Source organism: Pseudomonas sp. NPDC096950, from assembly GCF_044762525.1.
In the GTDB taxonomy this organism is placed as follows: domain Bacteria; phylum Pseudomonadota; class Gammaproteobacteria; order Pseudomonadales; family Pseudomonadaceae; genus Aquipseudomonas.
The window spans coordinates 26,708-46,062 of sequence record NZ_JBIWEL010000006.1; the positions used below are offsets into that span (position 1 = coordinate 26,708).

16 protein-coding genes and 1 pseudogene are annotated in these 19,355 nt (G+C 60.8%); 12 read left to right on the plus strand and 5 right to left on the minus strand.

The window, feature by feature from the left end; translation table 11 throughout:
- Positions 1 to 2: 2 nt before the first annotated feature.
- A complete protein-coding gene (locus ACIQY3_RS12555) occupies positions 3 to 1,490 on the minus strand; it encodes a helicase HerA-like domain-containing protein (protein WP_403019721.1) in 1,488 nt (495 codons plus the stop codon).
- Between the two features lie 188 nt (positions 1,491 to 1,678).
- Between ACIQY3_RS12555 and ACIQY3_RS12560 the strand changes: the two are divergent.
- From ACIQY3_RS12560 to ACIQY3_RS12580, 5 genes and pseudogenes are all read left to right on the plus strand, one after another.
- Positions 1,679 to 2,710, plus strand: a pseudogene (locus ACIQY3_RS12560) (cache domain-containing protein); the annotation flags it as partial.
- Between the two features lie 93 nt (positions 2,711 to 2,803).
- Positions 2,804 to 3,568 carry a methyl-accepting chemotaxis protein gene (locus tag ACIQY3_RS12565; RefSeq protein ID WP_375538741.1) on the plus strand — a complete coding sequence of 255 codons (765 nt, stop codon included), beginning with the start codon at positions 2,804 to 2,806 and terminating at the stop codon, positions 3,566 to 3,568.
- A 218-nt stretch (positions 3,569 to 3,786) separates the two neighbouring features.
- Entirely contained in the window at positions 3,787 to 4,908 is a 1,122-nt protein-coding gene (locus ACIQY3_RS12570; protein ID WP_403019723.1) for a glycosyltransferase family 4 protein, read from the plus strand.
- Positions 4,901 to 5,677: a DUF2334 domain-containing protein gene (locus tag ACIQY3_RS12575; protein ID WP_403019724.1), complete on the plus strand. Its 777-nt coding sequence runs from the start codon at positions 4,901 to 4,903 to the stop codon at positions 5,675 to 5,677. The genes ACIQY3_RS12570 and ACIQY3_RS12575 overlap by 8 nt, the downstream gene beginning before the upstream one ends.
- Positions 5,674 to 6,669 carry a YbhN family protein gene (locus ACIQY3_RS12580; protein WP_403019726.1) on the plus strand — a complete coding sequence of 332 codons (996 nt, stop codon included), beginning with the start codon at positions 5,674 to 5,676 and terminating at the stop codon, positions 6,667 to 6,669. The genes ACIQY3_RS12575 and ACIQY3_RS12580 overlap by 4 nt, the downstream gene beginning before the upstream one ends.
- A 94-nt stretch (positions 6,670 to 6,763) precedes the next feature.
- On the opposite strand, the gene ACIQY3_RS12585 is transcribed toward ACIQY3_RS12580, so the two are convergent.
- Positions 6,764 to 6,940: a hypothetical protein gene (locus ACIQY3_RS12585; RefSeq protein WP_265040532.1), complete on the minus strand. Its 177-nt coding sequence runs from the start codon at positions 6,938 to 6,940 to the stop codon at positions 6,764 to 6,766.
- A gap of 139 nt (positions 6,941 to 7,079) precedes the next feature.
- On the minus strand, positions 7,080 to 7,928 hold the full coding sequence (purU, locus tag ACIQY3_RS12590) for a formyltetrahydrofolate deformylase (RefSeq protein ID WP_403019729.1): 849 nt from the start codon (positions 7,926 to 7,928) through the stop codon (positions 7,080 to 7,082).
- A 339-nt stretch (positions 7,929 to 8,267) separates the two neighbouring features.
- Between purU and mvaT the strand changes: the two genes are divergently transcribed.
- Positions 8,268 to 8,645 carry a histone-like nucleoid-structuring protein MvaT gene (mvaT, locus tag ACIQY3_RS12595; protein ID WP_403019730.1) on the plus strand — a complete coding sequence of 126 codons (378 nt, stop codon included), beginning with the start codon at positions 8,268 to 8,270 and terminating at the stop codon, positions 8,643 to 8,645.
- A 99-nt stretch (positions 8,646 to 8,744) separates the two neighbouring features.
- On the opposite strand, the gene sbcB is transcribed toward mvaT, so the two are convergent.
- Entirely contained in the window at positions 8,745 to 10,175 is a 1,431-nt protein-coding gene (gene sbcB, locus ACIQY3_RS12600) for an exodeoxyribonuclease I (protein WP_403019732.1), read from the minus strand.
- Between the two features lie 186 nt (positions 10,176 to 10,361).
- Here sbcB and ACIQY3_RS12605 point away from each other — a divergent pair, with 186 nt between their 5' ends.
- From ACIQY3_RS12605 to ACIQY3_RS12630, 6 genes are read left to right on the plus strand one after another with little or no spacing between them, the layout of a single operon-like run.
- Positions 10,362 to 11,087, plus strand: a complete 726-nt coding sequence (locus ACIQY3_RS12605; protein ID WP_403019734.1) for an RDD family protein — start codon at positions 10,362 to 10,364, stop codon at positions 11,085 to 11,087.
- Positions 11,084 to 12,061: a stage II sporulation protein M gene (locus ACIQY3_RS12610; RefSeq protein ID WP_403019736.1), complete on the plus strand. Its 978-nt coding sequence runs from the start codon at positions 11,084 to 11,086 to the stop codon at positions 12,059 to 12,061. The genes ACIQY3_RS12605 and ACIQY3_RS12610 overlap by 4 nt, the downstream gene beginning before the upstream one ends.
- Complete coding sequence (locus ACIQY3_RS12615) at positions 12,048 to 13,595, plus strand: DUF4129 domain-containing protein (RefSeq protein ID WP_403019738.1); 1,548 nt, start codon at positions 12,048 to 12,050, stop codon at positions 13,593 to 13,595. The genes ACIQY3_RS12610 and ACIQY3_RS12615 overlap by 14 nt, the downstream gene beginning before the upstream one ends.
- The gene (locus ACIQY3_RS12620; protein WP_403019739.1) at positions 13,592 to 14,755 is read left to right on the plus strand and encodes a DUF4350 domain-containing protein; all 1,164 of its coding nucleotides are present in this window, start codon (positions 13,592 to 13,594) and stop codon (positions 14,753 to 14,755) included. Before ACIQY3_RS12615 ends, ACIQY3_RS12620 begins: the two co-directional genes overlap by 4 nt.
- On the plus strand, positions 14,752 to 15,750 hold the full coding sequence (locus ACIQY3_RS12625; protein WP_403019740.1) for an AAA family ATPase: 999 nt from the start codon (positions 14,752 to 14,754) through the stop codon (positions 15,748 to 15,750). Before ACIQY3_RS12620 ends, ACIQY3_RS12625 begins: the two co-directional genes overlap by 4 nt.
- Positions 15,747 to 17,078, plus strand: coding sequence for a DUF58 domain-containing protein (locus ACIQY3_RS12630; RefSeq protein WP_403019741.1), 1,332 nt, complete (start codon positions 15,747 to 15,749; stop codon positions 17,076 to 17,078). Before ACIQY3_RS12625 ends, ACIQY3_RS12630 begins: the two co-directional genes overlap by 4 nt.
- Positions 17,079 to 17,130: 52 nt before the next feature.
- Here the strand turns inward: ACIQY3_RS12630 and ACIQY3_RS12635 are convergent.
- On the minus strand, positions 17,131 to 19,355 hold a 2,225-nt coding region (locus tag ACIQY3_RS12635), incomplete at its 5' end, for a hypothetical protein (RefSeq protein ID WP_403019742.1).

Below are 19,355 nucleotides of genomic sequence, written 5' to 3' on the forward strand. Positions count from 1 at the left end.
GGTTATCGGCGTTTGCTTCCGCCTAATAAAGACCCCATCAACCCGCGCACCAACTGCCGGCCCAATTGATTGGCCGCCTGTCGCATCGCCGATTTCAGTGCCTGGCCCGCCGCCGTGCCGAGGAATTCCCCGGCCTTGTCGGTGAAGCTTGGTTCTTCAGCGGCCGGTTTGCCCGGAGCCACTTCAGCCTTCGGCGCCAGGCCTTTTCGCCCCATCAACACTTCATACGCGGATTCGCGATCAACCGGCTTGTCGTAACGCCCCTTGAACGGCGACCCGGCGATCAGCAGCGTGCGCTCGGTTTCGGTCAACGGCCCGATCCGCGATTGCGGCGGTGCGACCAACACCCGCTGGACCATCTCCGGCGTGCCCTTGTCCTGCAAGGTGCCGACCAGCGCCTCGCCGATCCCCAGTTCGGTCAACACCGACAAGGCGTCAAACGCCGGATTCGGCCGGAAGCCGTCAGCCACGGCGCGCAGGGATTTCTGTTCCTTGGCGGTAAACGCGCGCAAACCGTGCTGGACCCGCAGACCGAGTTGGGCCAGCACGTCGTCCGGCAAATCCCCCGGAGATTGGGTGACGAAATACACGCCCACGCCTTTGGAGCGAATCAGCCGCACCACTTGTTCCAGCCGCTCCTGCAACGCCTTGGGCGTGTCGGTGAACAGCAAGTGCGCCTCGTCGAAAAACAGCGCCAGCAGCGGTTTGTCCGCATCGCCGCGTTCCGGCAGTTGTTCGAACAGTTCCGCCAGCAACCACAACAGGAACGTCGCGTAGACCTTCGGCGCTTCGTGCACCAGACGACTGGCATCCAGCAAATGAATGCGCCCACGCCCATCGGCGGTCGGTTGCAGGATGTCTTCGAGTTGCAGCGCCGGTTCGCCGAACAAGGCTTCCGCGCCCTGTTGCTCCAGGGTCGCCAGGCGCCGCAGCAGGGCCTGACTGGAGCCGGTGGTCATCAATGCCGCGTCGTCGCCCAACAATTGCGGGTTGTCCCGCAGGTGATTGAGCAGCGCTTTCAAATCCTTGAGGTCCAGCAGCAACAGGCCTTCACGGTCGGCAACCTTGAATGCGGCGTAGAGCGCCGATTGCTGGCTGTCGCTCAGTTCCAGCAGCGCGCCGATCAACAGCGGGCCCATTTCGCTCAACGTGGTGCGCAACGGATGACCGGACTCACCGTGAATGTCCCACAGGGTCACCGGGTACGCCTGGGGCTTGTAGTTCAGCCACGGCATCCCGGCGATCCGCTCGGCGACCTTGCCTTGGGGGTTGCCGGCGGCGCCCAGGCCACACAGGTCACCCTTGATGTCTGCGGCAAACACCGCCACGCCGGCATCGCTGAAAGCTTCGGCCAGGCGCTGCAACGTGACGGTCTTGCCGGTGCCCGTGGCGCCCGCGACCAGACCGTGACGGTTCGCCAGGCGCATGGCCTGGGCGATCGGCTGCCCCGCGAGGTCGGCGCCGATAACGAGTTGCGATGAGTCAGGCATTTTGTCACCCATGGTTAATCTTTGATCCTTCACGGCCGATAAAAAGAGGTGAGAGACCAGACTGAAAAGAGCGTCGGTAATTCCCTAAGGAGAGACGGAATATCAGCTTGATTTCAACACTGCCCATTTTGCGCGTCTTTATAAAAGCACGCCCTGGACATATAAGACCTTAGCGGACACCCCAAGCCATGAATAAAAATCTGCGCTTCAGCCATAAGATACTGCTTGCCGCCGCCTTGATCGTTATCGCTGCCTTTGCCTCGTTCACCCTGTACAACGACTATTTGCAGCGCAACGCGATCCGCGAAGACCTGGACAATTACCTCAATGAAATGGGGGAAGTCACGGCCAGCAACATTCAAACCTGGCTGAACGGTCGCATCCTGCTGATCGACAACCTCGCGCAAAACATCGCCATCAACCCTGAACCGTCCACCGTCGCCAGCCTGCTCGAGCAGAAAGCCCTGACGTCGACGTTCATGGCGTCCTACCTCGGCGACGCCACCGGGCACTTCACCATTCGCCCGGACGCGAAAATGCCTGACGGCTTCGACCCACGGGTTCGCCCCTGGTACAAAGGCGCCGAAAGCAGCAGCACGCCAACCCTGACCGAACCCTACATCGATGCGGCCACCGGCCAGACCATCATCTCCATCGCCACCGCCTCGAAAAAGGCCGGGCAAAGCGTGGGCGTGGTGGGCGGCGACCTGAGCCTGCAAACCCTGATCGACACCCTCAGCGCCCGGGATTTCGACGGCATGGGTTATGCCTTCCTGGTCAGCGCTGACGGCAAGATCCTGGTGCACCCGGACAAAGCGCTGGTGATGAAGTCACTCAGCGAGGCCTACCCGAAAAACACTCCGCGCATCAGCAGCGATTACAGCGAAGTGGACGTCGATGGCAAGACCCGCATCGTCACCTTCACCGCGATCAAAGGCCTGCCATCGGTCAACTGGTACATCGGCCTGTCCGTGGATAAGGGCAAAGCCTTCGCCATGCTCAGCGAATTCCGCGCCTCGGCGGTGATTGCGACGGTGATTGCCGTGGCCATCATCATCGCCCTGCTCGGCATGCTGATCCGTATTCTGATCCAGCCGCTGCACGTCATGACCCGCGCCATGGAAGACATCGCCGACGGTGAAGGCGACCTGACCAAACGCCTGACCATTCAGAATAATGACGAATTCGGCATCCTCGGCACCGCGTTCAACCGCTTTGTGGAGCGGATTCATACGTCGATACGCGAAGTGTCCTCGGCCACCGGCCAGGTCAACGAAGTCGCCCTGCGTGTGGTGGCAGCTTCGAACTCATCGATGTTCAACTCCGACCAGCAGGCTTCGCGTACCAACAGCGTGGCCGCCGCGATCAACCAGCTCGGCGCCGCCGCCCAGGAAATTGCGCGCAACGCGGCGCAAGCGTCGAACCAGGCCAGCGATGCCCGCAGCCTGGCGGAAGACGGCCAGCAAGTGGTGGATCGCAGCATCAAGGCGATGAATCAGCTGTCGAGCATGCTCAGCGCGTCGAGCACCAACATTGAGTCGCTGAACAGTAAAACCGTAAACATCGGGCAGATTCTGGAAGTGATCACCAGCATTTCCCAGCAAACCAACCTGCTGGCGCTCAACGCCGCGATTGAAGCGGCGCGTGCGGGTGAAGCCGGTCGCGGGTTTGCGGTGGTGGCCGACGAGGTGCGCAACCTGGCGCACCGCACCCAGGAATCGGCGCAACAGGTGCAGACCATGATCGAGGAGCTGCAAGTCGGCGCCCGGGAATCCGTCAGCACCATGAGCGAAAGCCAGCGCCACAGCCAGGACAGCGTGGAAATCGCCAACCTGGCCGGCGAACGCCTGAACAGCGTGACCTTGCGCATCGGCGAGATCGACGGCATGAACCAGTCGGTGGCCACGGCGACCGAGGAGCAGACGGCGGTGGTGGAATCGATCAACGTCGATATCACCGAGATCAACACGCTGAACCAGGAAGGCGTGGAGAACCTGCAATCGACCTTGCGCGCGTGCTCGGACCTTGAGCAGCAGGCGGCGCGGTTGAAGCAGTTGGTGGGCAGTTTCCGGATCTGAGGCGTCCTTTCGGGCCTCTTCGCGGGCAAGCCCGCTCCCACAGGGGATCTGCTGTGAACACACCCATTGGGTGCACCACAGATCCAGTGTGGGAGCGGGCTTGCCCGCGAAGACGGCTTCACTAACACCACATCCCTCGCGGCCCCTCCACCGCAAAACCCCAAACGAACATCTATCCTTCATAAAGGTCAACCTAGGGAGAGGACCGGACCGGAGGGATGTTCATCGTGCATATCGCGGACATAACCATGTTCTACGCCCCGGCCAGCGGTGGCGTGCGCACTTATCTGGATGCCAAGCACCGTCGCCTGAGTGTAAAACCGGGTATTCGCCACAGCCTGTTGATACCGGGTAAACACCTGAGCGAGCAGGACGGTGTGTATCAGGTTCCCGCCCCCGCCCTGCCCTTCGGCAAGGGTTATCGCTTTCCCCTCCGCTTGGCGCCATGGCGCAATGTCCTGCAGGATCTGCAACCTGACCTGATCGAAGTCGGCGACCCGTACCTCACCGCGTGGGCGGCGCTGGATGCCCGGCGGCAACTGGATGTGCCGGTGATCGGCTTCTATCATTCGGACCTGCCGCTGCTGGTCAGCAATCGCATGGGCCATTGGGTGACCACCAATGTCGAGGCCTATGTCAGCAAGCTGTATGGCAACTTCGACCGGGTGCTCGCGCCGAGCCAGGTCATGGCCGACAAACTGATCGGCCTCGGTGTGCGCAATGTGTTCGTGCAACCCCTGGGCGTCGACTTGCAAACCTTTAACCCCACGGCTCGCGATCCCGGTCTGCGGGCCGAATTGGGTATTGCTGAAGACACTCGGCTGCTGATCTTCGCCGGCCGTGGTTCCAAGGAGAAAAACCTGCCGGTGCTGCTCGACTGCATGAAACGGCTGGGTCCTCGCTACCACCTGCTGCTGGTGGGCTCCTCGATGCCGGCGCAGGTGCCGGACAACGTCACCGTTGTGGATGAATTCTGCCCGGCGCCACAAGTCGCGCGCCTGATGGCCAGTGCCGACGCACTGCTGCATGCCGGCGACCAGGAAACCTTCGGCCTGGTGATCCTCGAAGCCATGGCCAGCGGCATTCCGGTGGTGGCCGTGGCGGCCGGGGCTTTTCAGGAAATTGTCACCGAGCAATGCGGCCTGCTCTGCACGCCAAACAATCCCCTGGCCATGGCCAATGCGGTGCGCGAATTGTTCAGCCAGGGCAGCACCACCCTCGGCGAACAAGCCCGGCAGCATGTCGAACGGCATTACGCCTGGGACGCGGTGGTCAACAGCCTGCTCGGCCATTATCACGCCGTGCTCGGCAGCCAATGGCCGCTGACCGCCAATGGCTGACTCTATAACCACGCCAGCGCTGCTGTTGGTGCTGCACGATGTGACGCCGCAGACCTGGGCCGATTACCAACCTTTCGTCGAAGCCGTCGATGCCTTGGGCGGGGTGCCGATGACCTGGCTCGTGGTGCCCGACTTCCACAAACACAACGATCTGGAGGCACATCCAGGATTTCGGCGGATGTTGAGCGGTCGCGTCGATCGAGGCGATGAACTGGCGCTGCACGGTTACTTTCATTGCGACGACAGTCCGCCGGCCACCACGCCGAAAGACTGGTTCATGCGGCGCATCTACACCCACGAAGGCGAGTTCTACAGCCTGTCCCAAGCCGCAGCCCTCGCCCGCCTGCGCGCCGGCATCGAGGTGTTTCACCGTTACCGTTGGCCCTTGCAGGGCTTCGTCGCCCCGGCCTGGCTGATGAGCGACGGCACGCGCCAGGCGTTGCGTCAGTTGCCATTGAGTTACACCAGCGATGCGCAACACCTGTATCGTCTGCCGGACTTCAGCGTGATCGATGCGCCCGGACTGGTCTGGAGTGCGCGCAGTGCCTGGCGCCGTGGACTGTCGAAACTGCTCAGCGATCAGCGCGAACAGCGCTGGCAGCACGCGCCGGTGATTCGCCTGGGCCTGCACCCGGTGGACATGCGCCATGGATTTTCCCGCGATTACTGGCTACAAACCCTTAAACGCTTACTCGACGAGGGCCGTGTGCCAATGACCAAGGCCAACTGGCTAACGCTGCACCAAGACCGTATCGGCCGCGCCGCATGAGTCGCGGGATTCTGCTGTTCCTCGCCCTGCTCGCGGCGGTGATGATCCCGCTGGTGCTGGGCGGCAACGAAACCTGGTCGCGCCTGCAAAGCTTCCCGTTGAGCGGGTTGCTGATCATGTTCGGCATGATCTTGCTGTGCTGGGTCGTGAACACCATGCGCTTGCGCCTGTTGCTGGGCGATCAGCGCGACAAGGTCAGCCGTGTCAAAAGCCTCGGCGTGGTCATGGCCGCCGAGTTCGCCTATTGCGCCACCCCCGGCGGCAGTGGCGGACCGCTGACAATCATGGCCCTGCTGGCCCGCAACGGCGTGCGCCCGGCCAGGGGCAGCGCAGTGTTTGCCATGGACCAGCTAAGCGATCTGCTGTTTTTCCTCTGCGCCCTGAGTGGGATTCTGATTTACGCGCTGTTCCAGCACCTCAGTCAGCGCATGGAATGGTTACTGACGGTCAGCGCCATCTCGATGTTCGGCGGGTTGGTCAGTTGCGTGGTCGTGGCGCGTTATCACCGTTTGTTGATTCGCCTGAGCGGCAGGCTGTTGGCGCGCCTGAATGTCAAAGCCACCACACGCCTGCGCTGGGCGCGAAAACTCCTGCACTTCCTGGCGGCGTTTACCGACACGTTGAAGTTGCCCTATCAGACGCTGATCAAGGTGTTTGCCTTGACCTGCGTGCATTGGTTACTGCGCTACAGCGTTTTGTACCTGGCGTTGCGCGGGCTCGGGGCGGATTTGCAGTGGGCCTGGAGTTTTCTGATCCAGATGCTTTCGCTGAGTGCGGGGCAGTTCAGCCTGTTGCCGGGCGGCGCCGGGGCGGCTGAATTGACGTCGGCGGCGTTGTTGGCGCCGATGGTGGGGAAATCCACCGCAGCGGCGGCGATCCTGATCTGGCGGGCGGTCACGTATTACTTTTATCTGGTGGTCGGCGGGCCGGTGTTTTTAATCATGCTCGGGCGGCCGCTGCTCAAGAAGTTGATGAAGTTCAAGCAAGCCTGAAAGCAAAAGATCGTCCGATCGCGGCCCGAGCCTCCGGCAGCTGCTACAGGGAAACGCATTCCAACTGTAGGAGCTGCAGAAGGCTGCGATCTTTTCAGGGTTTAACCCCTTCGTCGTCAGACTCCGGCTTCAACTCTTCCCACAACTCCGCCGCTCCGGGAAACTCCGTCCCGTCCTCCGGGCTCATGTCGTCCGGGTCATAACGACTCAAACAACCCTCGCCTAATGTGGCGGGTGCCTTGGACGTAGCTTTGTCCAGTGGATCGGCCATGGTCAATATCCTCTCGCTACACAGATCGTTCCCACGCTCTGCGTGGGAATGCCGCCATGGACGCTCTGCGTCCGCTTAGTGACGCGGAGCGTCACGGGATACATTCCCACGCAGAGCGTGGAAACGATCATTGCGTAGTTTAGAACACGACGGTTTTATTGCCGTGCACCAGCACCCGGTCTTCCAGGTGATAACGCAAGCCACGGGCCAGCACCATCTTCTCCACGTCGCGGCCGAAGCGCACCATGTCTTCGATGCTGTCGCTGTGGCTGACGCGCACCACGTCTTGCTCGATGATCGGACCGGCGTCCAGTTCTTCGGTGACGTAATGGCAAGTCGCGCCGATCAACTTCACGCCACGCAGGGAAGCCTGGTGATACGGCTTGGCCCCGACGAACGACGGCAGGAAGCTGTGGTGAATGTTGATGACCTTGTGGGCATATTCGCTGCACAACTCAGGCGGCAGAATCTGCATGTAACGGGCAAGTACCACCACTTCGGCATCGTGCTGTTTGACCAGACGCGAAACTTCAGCAAAGGCAGGCTCTTTGTCCTGTGGATTGACCGGAACGTGGTAGTACGGAATGCCGTGCCACTCGACCATGCTGCGCAAGTCATCGTGGTTGGAAATCACGCAGGAAATTTCGCAGTTCAGTTCATCGCTGTGCCAGCGGTGCAACAAGTCCGCCAGGCAATGGGATTCACGGCTGGCCATCAATACCACGCGCTTTTTCTGCTCGGTATCGGTAATACGCCAGTTCATCGAGAACTCTTCGGCGATCGGCGCAAAGGCTTCGCGAAAGGCTTCAAGACCGAAAGGCAGCGAATCGGCACGAATTTCGTGACGCATGAAGAACCAGCCACTGAGATTATCCGAGTGATGGCTCGCTTCAGTGATCCAGCCGTTATGTGACGCCAGAAAGTTACTGACTTTAGCAACGATGCCGACGCGGTCCGGGCAAGCAATCACCAGCCGAAAAGTGCGCATGAGGGTAAAACTCCAGAACTTCGCAAAGGCCGCCATTCTAGCGATTGCGGCGCAAAACTGCAGTATTGATGACGTCTTGACCCGCACGCCGCCCAGCGCCCCGGATTTCTGGTCGCGTCGCCGCCCGCGCGATGGAGTTCTTCTGGCCCATCTTCAAGAGTCAATTTGTGAATATCTGTGTTGATTCGCCTGACACTATTTAACAACACATCAAATTTGTGACGGACTCACCGCAACTAAATTAAATAAACTCCGGTTAAATGTTTACTTGATGAAACAGCCTGACTATTATTGCCGCACTGTCCCTGCCATCCTGCGTCCTACATAAGGTAGTCCTCAATGTCCTTGATCAACGAATACCGCGCCACCGAAGAAGCTATCAAAGAGCTGCAAGCCCGTTTGAAGAATCTGTCCCAAGACGACAAACTGCAAACCGAGCTGGAATTCGAAGGCAAACTGCGCACCCTGATGGGTGAATACTCCAAATCCCTGCGTGACATCATCGCGCTGTTGGATCCAGAGTCCAAAACCAAAGCACCACGCGGCGGCGCAGTAAAAACTACCGCCACCAAACGTGCTCGCAAAGTTAAACAATACAAAAACCCGCACAACGGCGAAGTCATCGAAACCAAAGGTGGCAATCACAAAACTCTGAAAGAGTGGAAAGCCAAGTGGGGCGGTGACGTGGTTGAAGGCTGGGCTACCCTGCTGGGCTAAGCCGCACGCCTGTCGCAGACCGATTCTGTGACACAAAAGAACGCCAGCTGATGCTGGCGTTTTTTTATGCCTGGATTTCAGGCGATCTCATTTTCAAATTCAAAGAGTCAAACGTTTGCGTAATGCCTGGACATAATTTGCCCACTCATTCAGAACCTCTTGCTGAAACGGTGTAGCACTTATCGTCAATTGAGCCGCCGCCTGCGCAAAAGATTCGAGGGTATTAGGTGCCCCCCACTCAGGAGCGGACAAACGTTGCTGACAAAACATCCGCCAGCGTTCTTGCTCTTCGAAATTCAACGTATCGGGGAAGTTGCGTGCGCGATATCGAAACAATAATTCCGGTAAACGTTCATCATCGAACGGCCATTGTTGTTGCGCTAATTGCACAGGGTCGGCGGCCCGGACTTGCTCACATAGACGCCGATCCCGATCACCGATAAAGCCATCGTATAACTGTTGCTCCGGGTCCTGGCTCGCGGCGAAATCTTCGCTGGCATAAATCGCCATGACTTTATCTCGCCAAACTTGTTGTGCGTCACTTAGCCGCAGTGCCCGTGCCTGATATAGCGCCATATCCAGCCCAAGCCGTTGCTGATCTTCAGGGCGAAGTACCGACAGCGGCGCCACCACCGGGCACTTGTTGATATGAATGAGTTTGAGCGGCACCGGCAGTTCGCCTTCCGCCAGATCATCGCGGCGGGTATACAAGCGCTGACGCAATGACTCGGCATCCAGGTCGAGCAAGCCTTGGGGATCCAGGTGCAAGTCACAGACAATCAGCGCGTTCTTGTTCCGCGGATGCCAGGCCAAGGGCAACACCACGCCAATAAAACTGCGCGCCGCCGAGAAACGCCCGGAGATGTGCACCATCGGCTGCAACAGCCGAACCTGATCCATCACCTTTTGCTTACTGCGCAACTGGAACAGCCAGTCATACAGCTTGGGTTGTTTTTCCCGGATCAGGCGCGCCAGGGCAATCGTCGCGCGTACGTCCGACAAGGCTTCGTGGGCGTTGCCGTGATCGATGCTATTGGCGACCGTCAGGCGATCCAGCTTCAACGTCACCCGCCCTTCGTCGTCCGTGGGCCAGGCCAGGCCATCGGGGCGCAAGGCATAAGCTGTGCGCACCACATCGATCAGGTCCCAACGACTGTTGCCGCCCTGCCACTCGCGGGCATACGGATCGAAAAAGTTTCGATACAGGCTGTAACGGGTCATCTCGTCGTCAAAGCGCAACGTGTTGTACCCCGCGCCACAGGTGCCGGGGGCCGCGAGCTGGGCATGCACCCGGGTCATGAAATCGGCTTCGCTCAAACCTTGTTCGGCCAGACGACTCGGCGTGATGCCAGTGATCGCGCAGGCTGCCGGGTGCGGCAGGATGTCGTCACTGGGCTGGCAATACAGATTGACCGGCTCGTCTATTTCATTGAGGTCGAAGTCGGTGCGAATCCCCGCGACTTGCAGCGGGCGGTCGCAACGGGGGTTGATGCCAGTGGTTTCATAGTCGTACCAGAAGATGGAGGTCACGGGCTATTCCTGAACTGAAGACCGGCGAAGTCTAGGCGCAGACCAGTCGCTGCGGCCAGTCATCTTGTCATTCAATCATTTCCGGCTTTGCATCGTGCAATACATAGTTATGTCGTTTTCCCCCGAGAGGCTGCTAGCATCGGACAGACATTGAATCCCGATCCGGCCACATCATTCAGGTTGCCCATGCTCGAGACCACAGCACTGCCAAGGAAAGCGACGCTGTCCCCGCCCCTGGACACGCGGTATCAAGTCGAAACGCCCGAAGGCATCGACTTGCCACTGCGTCCGGCCGGGCTGATGGTCCGTGCGTTGGCGTTCACCATCGACCTTGGCCTGCGCGGGTTGATTCTCGGCCTGTTGTTCATCGTCCTCGCGTTTCTCGGCAAACTCGGCGCCGGGCTGGGTTCGATCCTGCTGTTCGGGATCAGTTGGTGGTACATGGTGCTGTTCGAAGTGCTCAACCAAGGCCGCTCGCCGGGCAAGCAGTGGATGGGCTTGCGGGTGGTGCAGGACGACGGCACGCCCGTCGGCTGGTCGGCCTCGCTGCTGCGTAACCTGTTGCGGTTTGTCGACCTGCTGCCGTTCGGCTATTTCCTCGGCGCCATCAGTTGCCTGCAACATCCCACCTTCAAGCGCCTCGGCGACCTTGCCGCCGGCACGCTGGTGATCTACAGCGAAAAACCGCTCACCCGCCCTGACCTGCCCGACGCCCCGCCCCGGCGCCCGCCCTTTGCCCTGACGCTCACCGAGCAACGCGCCATCCTCGGTTTCGCCGAACGCCAGGGTGAACTCTCTCCCGCACGGGTGAATGAACTGGCGAGCATCCTCGCCCAACCGTTGCAGGTTCCGCCGCCACGAGCCGTGGCCGAACTCAACGGCATCGCCCGCGGCTTGTTGGGCCCCACATGAAGCAAAGCCTTTTCGAAAGTCGCCACAAGGCCGAATGGGAACAATTCGCCCTGGTCCTCGACCGCTTGGAACGGGGCAAGGACGCCTCGCGCATCGCCAGTTTCCCGAAAGACTATCGTCGCCTCTGCCACCACCTGGCCCTGGCCCGGGAGCGCGGCTACAGCAGTTTCCTGGTGGACTCCTTGCAGCATCAGGTGCTGCGCGGGCACCAGCAGTTTTATCGGTATCGCAGCCGACTCGGGGCCAACGCGCTGGCGTTTATCCTGGCCGACTTCCCGCGCCTGGTGCGTCAACAGTGGCCCTTCGTGCTCGCCGCCGGGCTGATGTTTTTTGGCAGCCTGGTCGGCATGGGTTTGCTGGTGTATTTCTTTCCGGACCTGATCTACAACCTGATCCCGGCCGATCAGGTCAGTGAGATGCAAAGCATGTACGACCCCGTCGCCGGGCACCTCGGGCGTTCGGCCGAACGGGCAGCCAGCGAAGACTGGGTGATGTTCGGCTACTACATCATGCACAACATCGGCATCGCCTTTCAGACCTTCGCCAGCGGTTTGCTGTTTGGCCTGGGCAGTGCGTTTTTCCTGTTCTTCAACGGCTTGACCATCGGCGCGGTGGCCGGGCACCTGACCCACATCGGCTACGGGCAAACCTTCTGGTCATTCGTGATCGGCCACGGCGCTTTCGAACTGAGCGCCATCGCACTGTCCGGCGCCGCCGGCCTGCAATTGGGCTGGGCCTTGATTGCACCGGGGCGCCTGCCCCGGGCCGAAGCCTTGCGCCTGGCCGCGCGTAAAAGCGTGCTGTTGATTTGCGGGGTGATGCTGTTCCTGCTGATTGCCGCGTTTATCGAAGCCTATTGGTCATCCATGACCACCCTGACACCGCTGACCAAATACCTGGTCGGTGCCGGGCTCTGGATTGTGATGGCGTTGTATCTGCTGTTGGCCGGACGGACTCGCCATGCGCCTGAGTGACGCCACGGTGGTGATTCGTCCGCGCAACACCTGGGAAGCCATGGACCTCGGTGTGCTGCTGACCCAACGACATCGTCGACTGTTGATGACCAGTTGGGCCATCGTGACCTTGCCGGTGTTCGCCTTGCTCAGCGTGTTGCTGTGGGATTCGCCGTCCCTGGCCGTGTTTATTTTCTGGTGGCTCAAACCGGCGTTCGAACGGCTGCCGCTGTATATCCTGTCGAAAACCCTGTTCGGTGAAACCCCAACGCTCAAACAAGCCCTGCGCCAATGGCCACATTTGCTCAAGCCGCAACTATTGGCCAGCCTGACCTGGCGCCGCCTCAGCCTGAGCCGCAGCTTCCTGATGCCCGTGGTGCAACTCGAAGGTCTGGACGGCACGGCACGCCAACAACGTTTGCACGTGCTGTTGCAACGCAATGCCGGCGCCGCGCAATGGCTGACGATCATCGGCGTGCAGCTGGAAAGCGCCTTGTGGATCGGCTTGATGGTGCTGTTCTACCTGCTGCTGCCGCAACAGATCGAACTCGATTGGGACTGGCAAACCCTCATCGCCGCGACCACCCACGACTGGCGCTGGCTGGAGCACCTGACCAACGCCTTCTACGCGCTGGTGCTGGTGGTGTGGGAACCGATCTATGTGGCCTGCGGCTTCAGCCTCTACCTGAACCGGCGCACGGCATTGGAAGCCTGGGACATCGAACTGGTGTTCCGCCGGATGCGCCAGCGCCTCGGCAGCGCGGCGGTCATGCTACTACTGGCCGTCGTGGTGTTGATGCCGACGACGCACAGTGTCTGGGCCGCCGAACCGGTGATTTCACCAGACACGCCACGCCTGCTGGACCAACCCCTGACCAGTCAGGCGTCCCGGGACAGCATCAAGGCGATCCTCGATCAGCCACCGTTCAAGAACAAGGAATCCGTCACTCGCTATCGTTTTGGCGAAGACAAACCCGAAGGAGCCAAAACCAAGGACGATGGCACTACGCCCGAATGGTTGAAGGCATTGTTGCGGCTGCTGGACAACCCACGCTTCGGCGCCCTGGCCACGCTGATTGAAGTGTTGCTGTGGGGCACGGTGATCGCGGCCCTCGGGTTGTTGATCTGGCGCTACCGCGACTGGCTGCAGGCGTTTGTCAGTCGCCGGCCGGCCGTGCGCCGCAGGGTGGAGCGACCAGTGCCGAAACAACTGTTCGGGCTGGACGTGCATCACGAAACCTTGCCCGCCGATGTCGCCGCCAGTGCCGAAGCGCTCTGGCAAACCCATCCTCGCGAAGCCCTCGGCCTGCTTTACCGGGCGCTGCTCAGCCGTTTGTTGCATGACTACAACCTGCCCTTGAAAGATGCCGACACCGAAGGCCAGGTGCTGGAGCGCGTTGGGCAACTGCAACAACCGGCGTTGCTGGCCTTCAGTCAAACCCTGACCCGCCACTGGCAGAACCTGGCCTACGGACATCGCTTGCCGCCGGCGCAACTGCAACAGGAACTCTGTGACGGCTGGCGAGCGCTGTTCAATCCGGGAGCTGCCCGTTGAACCGGCGTGGGTGGCAGGTCCTCGGCGTGGTGTTCGCGGTGCTGTTCGGCGCGTTGTGCTTTTATCTGTTCCTCAAGGCCACGCCCTATCAGGAGATCGTCGATCACGGCCCTTCCCCCGAAGCCCGGGCCAATCCTTATCTGGCGGCGGAGCAGTTCCTGCGCAAACACGGCGTGCCCGTCACTCACGCCAACAGCCTCGACGTGCTGCCCGGCATCGATCCACGCCAGCACAGCCTGTTGCTGTTCGGCGACCGCTCGAACATGACCCCGCGCCAGATTGATCAGGTGCTGAACTGGACCCGGGCCGGCGGCCGGCTGGTGTTCGTCGCCGAGTCCCTGTGGGACGAGAAGTCCGGCCAGAGCAATGACCTGCTGCTCGACCGAGTGCAGTTGCATCAATTTTTGAGTAAGGACCTCAAGGACCTGCCACCCGATCCAGACCCCGATCCGTATCCGAACCTGACCAAGCTTTACCTCGAAGACGAAAACGCCCCAGCCTACATCGGCTTCGACACCGCGTTCCACCTGGACGACCCGAAGAACCTCGCCCAGGCCTGGGCCAACAGCGGCAAGGGCACGCACATGATGCAGCTGAACCACGGGCTCGGTTCAATCACCGTGGTCACCGACGCCGACCTGTGGAAAACCCCGGCCATCGAGCAATACGACAATGCCTGGCTGCTCTGGTACTTGAACGCCGATACCAGCGTGACGCTGCTGTACAACACCGATCACGATTCGCTGCTGACCTTGCTGCTGCGCTATTTCCCCCAGGCGCTGGTCGCCCTCGCCGCCCTGATCGGCCTCGCTTGCTGGCACGTCGGCGTGCGCCATGGTCCGCTGCTGCAACCGGCCCCGAGGGCGCGCAGACAACTTCAGGAACACCTGCGCGCCAGCGCCGATTTCATGCTGCGCCGTCATGGGCAGGACAGCCTGTTGCACGCCTTGCAGCAAGACATCCTGCGCCGCGCCCGCCGCCGTCATCCCGGTTTCGAACAATTGGCGGTTGCCGAACAATGGCTGGTGCTCGCGCGCCTGACCCGGCAACCCACCCGCGCCATCAGCCAGGCCCTGAGCCCGCGCCCGAAACAGCGGCTGTCCAGCGCTGAGTTCAGCCGTCAGGTCGCCCACCTGCAAACCTTGAGGAATGCCTTATGAGTGACATCGAGCCCGGCACACCCAACCACGCCGCCCAGCAACGCCAGCGCGCCAGTCAATTGGCCCAGGCGGTGCGCAGCGAATTGCAGAAAGCCGTGATCGGCCAGGACATCGTGATCGATAACGTGCTCACCGCGCTGATTGCCGGCGGCCATGTGTTGCTCGAAGGCGTGCCGGGGCTGGGCAAGACTTTGCTGGTCCGCGCCCTCGCGCGCTGCTTCGGTGGCGAATTTGCGCGCATCCAGTTCACCCCGGACCTGATGCCCAGCGACGTTACCGGGCACGCGGTGTACGACCTGCAAACCGAGCAGTTCAAATTGCGCAAAGGCCCACTTTTCACCAACCTGTTGCTGGCGGACGAAATTAACCGCGCACCGGCGAAAACCCAGGCCGCGCTGCTCGAAGCCATGCAGGAACGCCAGGTCACCCTCGAAGGCCGGGCACTGCCAATTGCGCAACCGTTCATGGTCCTCGCCACGCAAAACCCGATCGAACAGGAGGGCACTTACCCACTGCCGGAAGCCGAGCTGGATCGCTTCATGCTCAAGGTGCGCATGGACTATCCCGATGCCGAGCAAGAGCTGGACATGGTCCGTCAGGTCACCCGTTCGACCCGGGCCGACATGCTCGATGTGCAACCGCTGCGCACCGTACTGCAGGCCAAGGACGTCATGGCGTTGCAACGGATTGCCAGCGACTTGCCCCTCGATGAACAGGTGCTCGACTACGCCATCCGCCTGGCCCGCGCAACCCGCACCTGGCCCGGCCTGACCCTCGGCGCCGGGCCACGGGCCTCGATCGCGCTGGTGCGTTGCGCCCGGGCGCGGGCGTTGTTGCGCGGTGGCGAGTTTGTGATTCCGGATGACATCAAGGGCTGTGCACTGGCGGTGTTGCGCCATCGGGTGCGGATTGCACCGGAGCTGGATATTGAAGGGCTGGATGTCGATCAGGTGCTCGGCCAGATGCTGGACCAAGTCATGGCGCCGCGCCTGTGAAACCCTCGCGTCTGCTGCTGATCTGGCTATCAGTGCTGCTTTTCTTGGGCATCGTGCTGGGAGCCCTGCGAGCGCTCGACATCGCGATGCCGAAAAACCTGCAATCGATCAGCTGGGCATTGTTGCTGGCGCTGCTGGTGCTGGCGGTCTACGACGCCATCCGCCTCAAGCGCTTGCCTTCGCCACGCCTCAAACGGTTAATGCCCGGCAGTCTGGCGCTGGGCCGCTGGGGCGAAGTGCAGTTGGAAATCGAGCATGCTTTTGCCCAGCCGCTGAACATACACCTCTTCGATCACGCCCCCGACGGCCTGACCTTCGAACACCTGCCACAAGCCGTCGAACTGCAACCCGGCCAACGCAGCCTGATCCACTATCGCCTGCGGCCTCTGCGGCGCGGGCACTTCGCTTTTGAGCACTGCGAAATCAACCTGCCGAGCCCATTGGGTTTGTGGTCCGACAAACGCTTGCTGAACGTGATCGATACCACCCGGGTCTACCCGGACTTCGCCCGACTCTACGGCGGCCAGTTGCTGGCGGTGGACAACTGGCTGAGCCAGCTCGGCGTGCGCCAACGCCAGCGCCGTGGCCTGGGGCTGGAGTTTCATCAGTTGCGCGAATTCCGCGAAGGCGACAGCCTGCGCCAGATCGACTGGAAAGCCACCGCACGCCAGCGCACGCCGATTGCCCGTGAGTACCAGGACGAACGCGACCAACAGATCATTTTCATGCTCGATTGCGGGCGGCGGATGCGCAGTCAGGATGGCGAACTGAGCCATTTCGACCACGCGCTGAATGCCTGCCTGCTGCTCAGTTACGTGGCTTTGCGCCAGGGCGATGCGGTGGGCCTGAGTACCTTCGCCAGCGATCAACCACGCTATCTCGCACCGGTCAAAGGCCCCGGCCAGCTCAAGGTGTTGCTCAATGGCGTCTACGACCTCGGCAACACACAGCGCCCCGCCGACTACCAGGCCGCCGTCAGCCAGTTGCTCGCCCGGCAGAAACGCCGATCACTGGTGGTGCTGGTCACCAACCTGCGGGACGAAGACGACGACGAACTGCTCAACGCCGTGCAACGCCTGGGACAACAGCACCGGGTGATGGTCGCCAGCCTGCGCGAAGACACCCTCGACGAACTGCGGCAAACGCCGGTGCAAACCTTGCCCGAGGCGTTGATGTATTGCGGGACGGTAGATTATTTGAATGCGCGGGCCGAACTGCATGAGCGCCTGAAGACTCACGGGGTTCCCGTGGTCGATGCCACCACCGGCGAATTAGGTCCTGCACTGGTGACTCGCTATCTGGAGTGGAAAAAGGCCGGGATGTTTTAGTGTCGGGTGAAAGCGCTCTTCGGATGGGCAAGAACGCTTTCACCGCTGTGACTCACCCGGTTGGATACCGATTATGTAGCGTGAACCCGGCAGACTCGTCTTCTGCGTGATAGACGTAACACCAACCAGTACTGTCAGTCGAAGCGGTATACGGTGCCTTGCCGGAAATGTGCACCGTCACCGGCACGCTCACGACATTGCCCGTGAATTCAGAGGCCACGCGAATACCCGTCCTCCAACGCCCACCGGCACCGCCAATTTCCCGGGGACCATCACGGTCGATAACGTTGACTTTGTAATCTCCCAACGACAGGTTGAAGTCCGAGGAGACGAACGCGTTGAAAACCAGTTGCAAGGAAAAACTGCCATCTCGCGTGCTGTTGACGCAATTAAATTCCCACGTAAGGCCTTGCTCCCCAAGGAGTCGAGGAGCTTGAACGCTTGGTGTAGTAACAATACCCAGCCCGTAGCCCGAGTCGCCCTGCCAGGTCATGCTTATATTTCTGTTCAACATCGGGCTACCAGGCTTGGGTTTTAGCGTAAGGGTATGCTTCGCGCCATGACATAGATAAGCCGCCCCCTTCCCGAACCCCGTCACAACGCCATCGAAAAAAACCTCCACTTCATTGGCAAGGTCCTTGGAGATGACGCGTATCGGCAAGTGCCTGTCCGGCAGCTTGGGACTGCTGAGCTTCAATCCATAAAAACCGCTGAACTCCGTGTCTGGCTCAATCCACCAAACCATACCGGCGTGATCCACAGGAACAAGCGTTCCCAAGGGTGGTCTGGCCGTAAAGTCAGAATTCTCGGTACCAGGTAAGGTCTGCAGAGTAACGGTGGTCGTACCGATGAGAGGGCTGCCGGGTTTTGTTAGAACGTAGATGAGCAGCATTGAGCCATACGAAACAACAATATCTTCTCTCAGATCCAACCGTTCGCCATCAATGAGCAGATCAAACTCCCGCGCCCACACATCGTTCTCAACCGCCGTCAGCATGAAGGGTTGCACCACCGACACGTCGTCATTCTCGGCGCTCATATCCGCCCAGACGGTATGTTCACCCGCAGTGGCCGGGCGGTAACGATAGCGGGTCCAGCCGTTCGGATCCGTGAGGGTGGTGGCAATAACCACCTGTTCATCCAGATACCAGCGCACTTCAAGTCCACCGACACCCAACCCGGTATCCGCAGACACTGCCCGCACCCGCAGCCATACACCTTCCTCGTTACTCACCACCGGCTGCCCGATCACAGGGCCTGCCTCAGCGAACTCGAACGTGGATGCACTGACCTTGAAAGGCACTGCCGGCACCGTCCACCCGGATTCGTCAGCCCCATATTGTTGCTGGACTTCCAGGGTGTAAGTGATGCCCGCCGGCAAACGGAATGAGGGGCGAGACGTCCAGTTCCTGCTCCCGTTGACGGGCACTCTGTCGGTACCTTTCTCCACCCCGTCCTGTTTCACCCTGATATTGACCTGCGCGTTCACAACGCCACTTCCCGAAAACCACAGCACGGGATTGACGGTGCTGTCCTTCAGTGGCCGCTCGATGGTCGGCACCGAGACCGGGGTTCTGATCACAATAAAGGGATGCTCCTCGCCCCAAACGGATGACTGGCCTCGGAGCGCCTGCATCGCCTGGAGTGAATGCGGCCCAAGCGGCAGGTGTGCCTTGACCACGAAGGCCCAGTAACCATCAGCGTCGGCCGGGCCGTGAAACAGTTGCTCCTGGCTACCCACATGACGCACCGTCACATCGGCAAAAGGTTCGCTGGTGCCGCTGATCTGCGGGCTGGATGGGCTGTTCGAACCCGCCACGGGAACCTCGAACTCAGGCGGCTTCAGGCTCGCTTCGACAATGAAGGAGCACAGCTCGCTCGGGGCAGAGGTTATATTTTGAAGGGTCTGTACAACCTTGACGTGGTGCTCCCCCTCCGACCAGGCTGGATCGGGGATAAAGTCGCGCCGGCCGCCACTCCCGGTAAAACTACCCGTCACCTCATTGTTGTCATCATTAAGCATCTTCAGCGTGACAGCGTCCGAATAAATGCCCATCACCGTGAGCGGCTGACTCGCCTCTATCGGGGCACCCGGTGGCTCAATTCCAGGCTTGGGCGGCCTTACTTTCAACGTGACCAGATCGCTGGGGTCCGACGGCACGCCGCCGACTGTTTGTACGATCTTGACCGTCTGCTCGCCCGGTGGCGTCCAGGCGGCCGTCGGCGTGAAGGTGCGCGTGGTTCCACTTCCCGAAAAAGTGCCGGCCACCGCCCCAC

Excerpts from the sequence above, each read along its gene's own strand:
- ACIQY3_RS12555 (WP_403019721.1), bottom strand. The coding sequence starts at position 1,490 with ATGCCTGACTCATCGCAACTCGTTATCGGCGCCGACCTCGCGGGGCAG.
- ACIQY3_RS12565 (WP_375538741.1), top strand. The coding sequence starts at position 2,804 with ATGTTCAACTCCGACCAGCAGGCTTCGCGTACCAACAGCGTGGCCGCC.
- ACIQY3_RS12570 (WP_403019723.1), top strand. The coding sequence starts at position 3,787 with ATGTTCATCGTGCATATCGCGGACATAACCATGTTCTACGCCCCGGCC.
- ACIQY3_RS12575 (WP_403019724.1), top strand. The coding sequence starts at position 4,901 with ATGGCTGACTCTATAACCACGCCAGCGCTGCTGTTGGTGCTGCACGAT.
- ACIQY3_RS12580 (WP_403019726.1), top strand. The coding sequence starts at position 5,674 with ATGAGTCGCGGGATTCTGCTGTTCCTCGCCCTGCTCGCGGCGGTGATG.
- ACIQY3_RS12585 (WP_265040532.1), bottom strand. The coding sequence starts at position 6,940 with ATGGCCGATCCACTGGACAAAGCTACGTCCAAGGCACCCGCCACATTA.
- purU (WP_403019729.1), bottom strand. The coding sequence starts at position 7,928 with ATGCGCACTTTTCGGCTGGTGATTGCTTGCCCGGACCGCGTCGGCATC.
- mvaT (WP_403019730.1), top strand. The coding sequence starts at position 8,268 with ATGTCCTTGATCAACGAATACCGCGCCACCGAAGAAGCTATCAAAGAG.
- ACIQY3_RS12605 (WP_403019734.1), top strand. The coding sequence starts at position 10,362 with ATGCTCGAGACCACAGCACTGCCAAGGAAAGCGACGCTGTCCCCGCCC.
- ACIQY3_RS12610 (WP_403019736.1), top strand. The coding sequence starts at position 11,084 with ATGAAGCAAAGCCTTTTCGAAAGTCGCCACAAGGCCGAATGGGAACAA.
- ACIQY3_RS12615 (WP_403019738.1), top strand. The coding sequence starts at position 12,048 with ATGCGCCTGAGTGACGCCACGGTGGTGATTCGTCCGCGCAACACCTGG.
- ACIQY3_RS12625 (WP_403019740.1), top strand. The coding sequence starts at position 14,752 with ATGAGTGACATCGAGCCCGGCACACCCAACCACGCCGCCCAGCAACGC.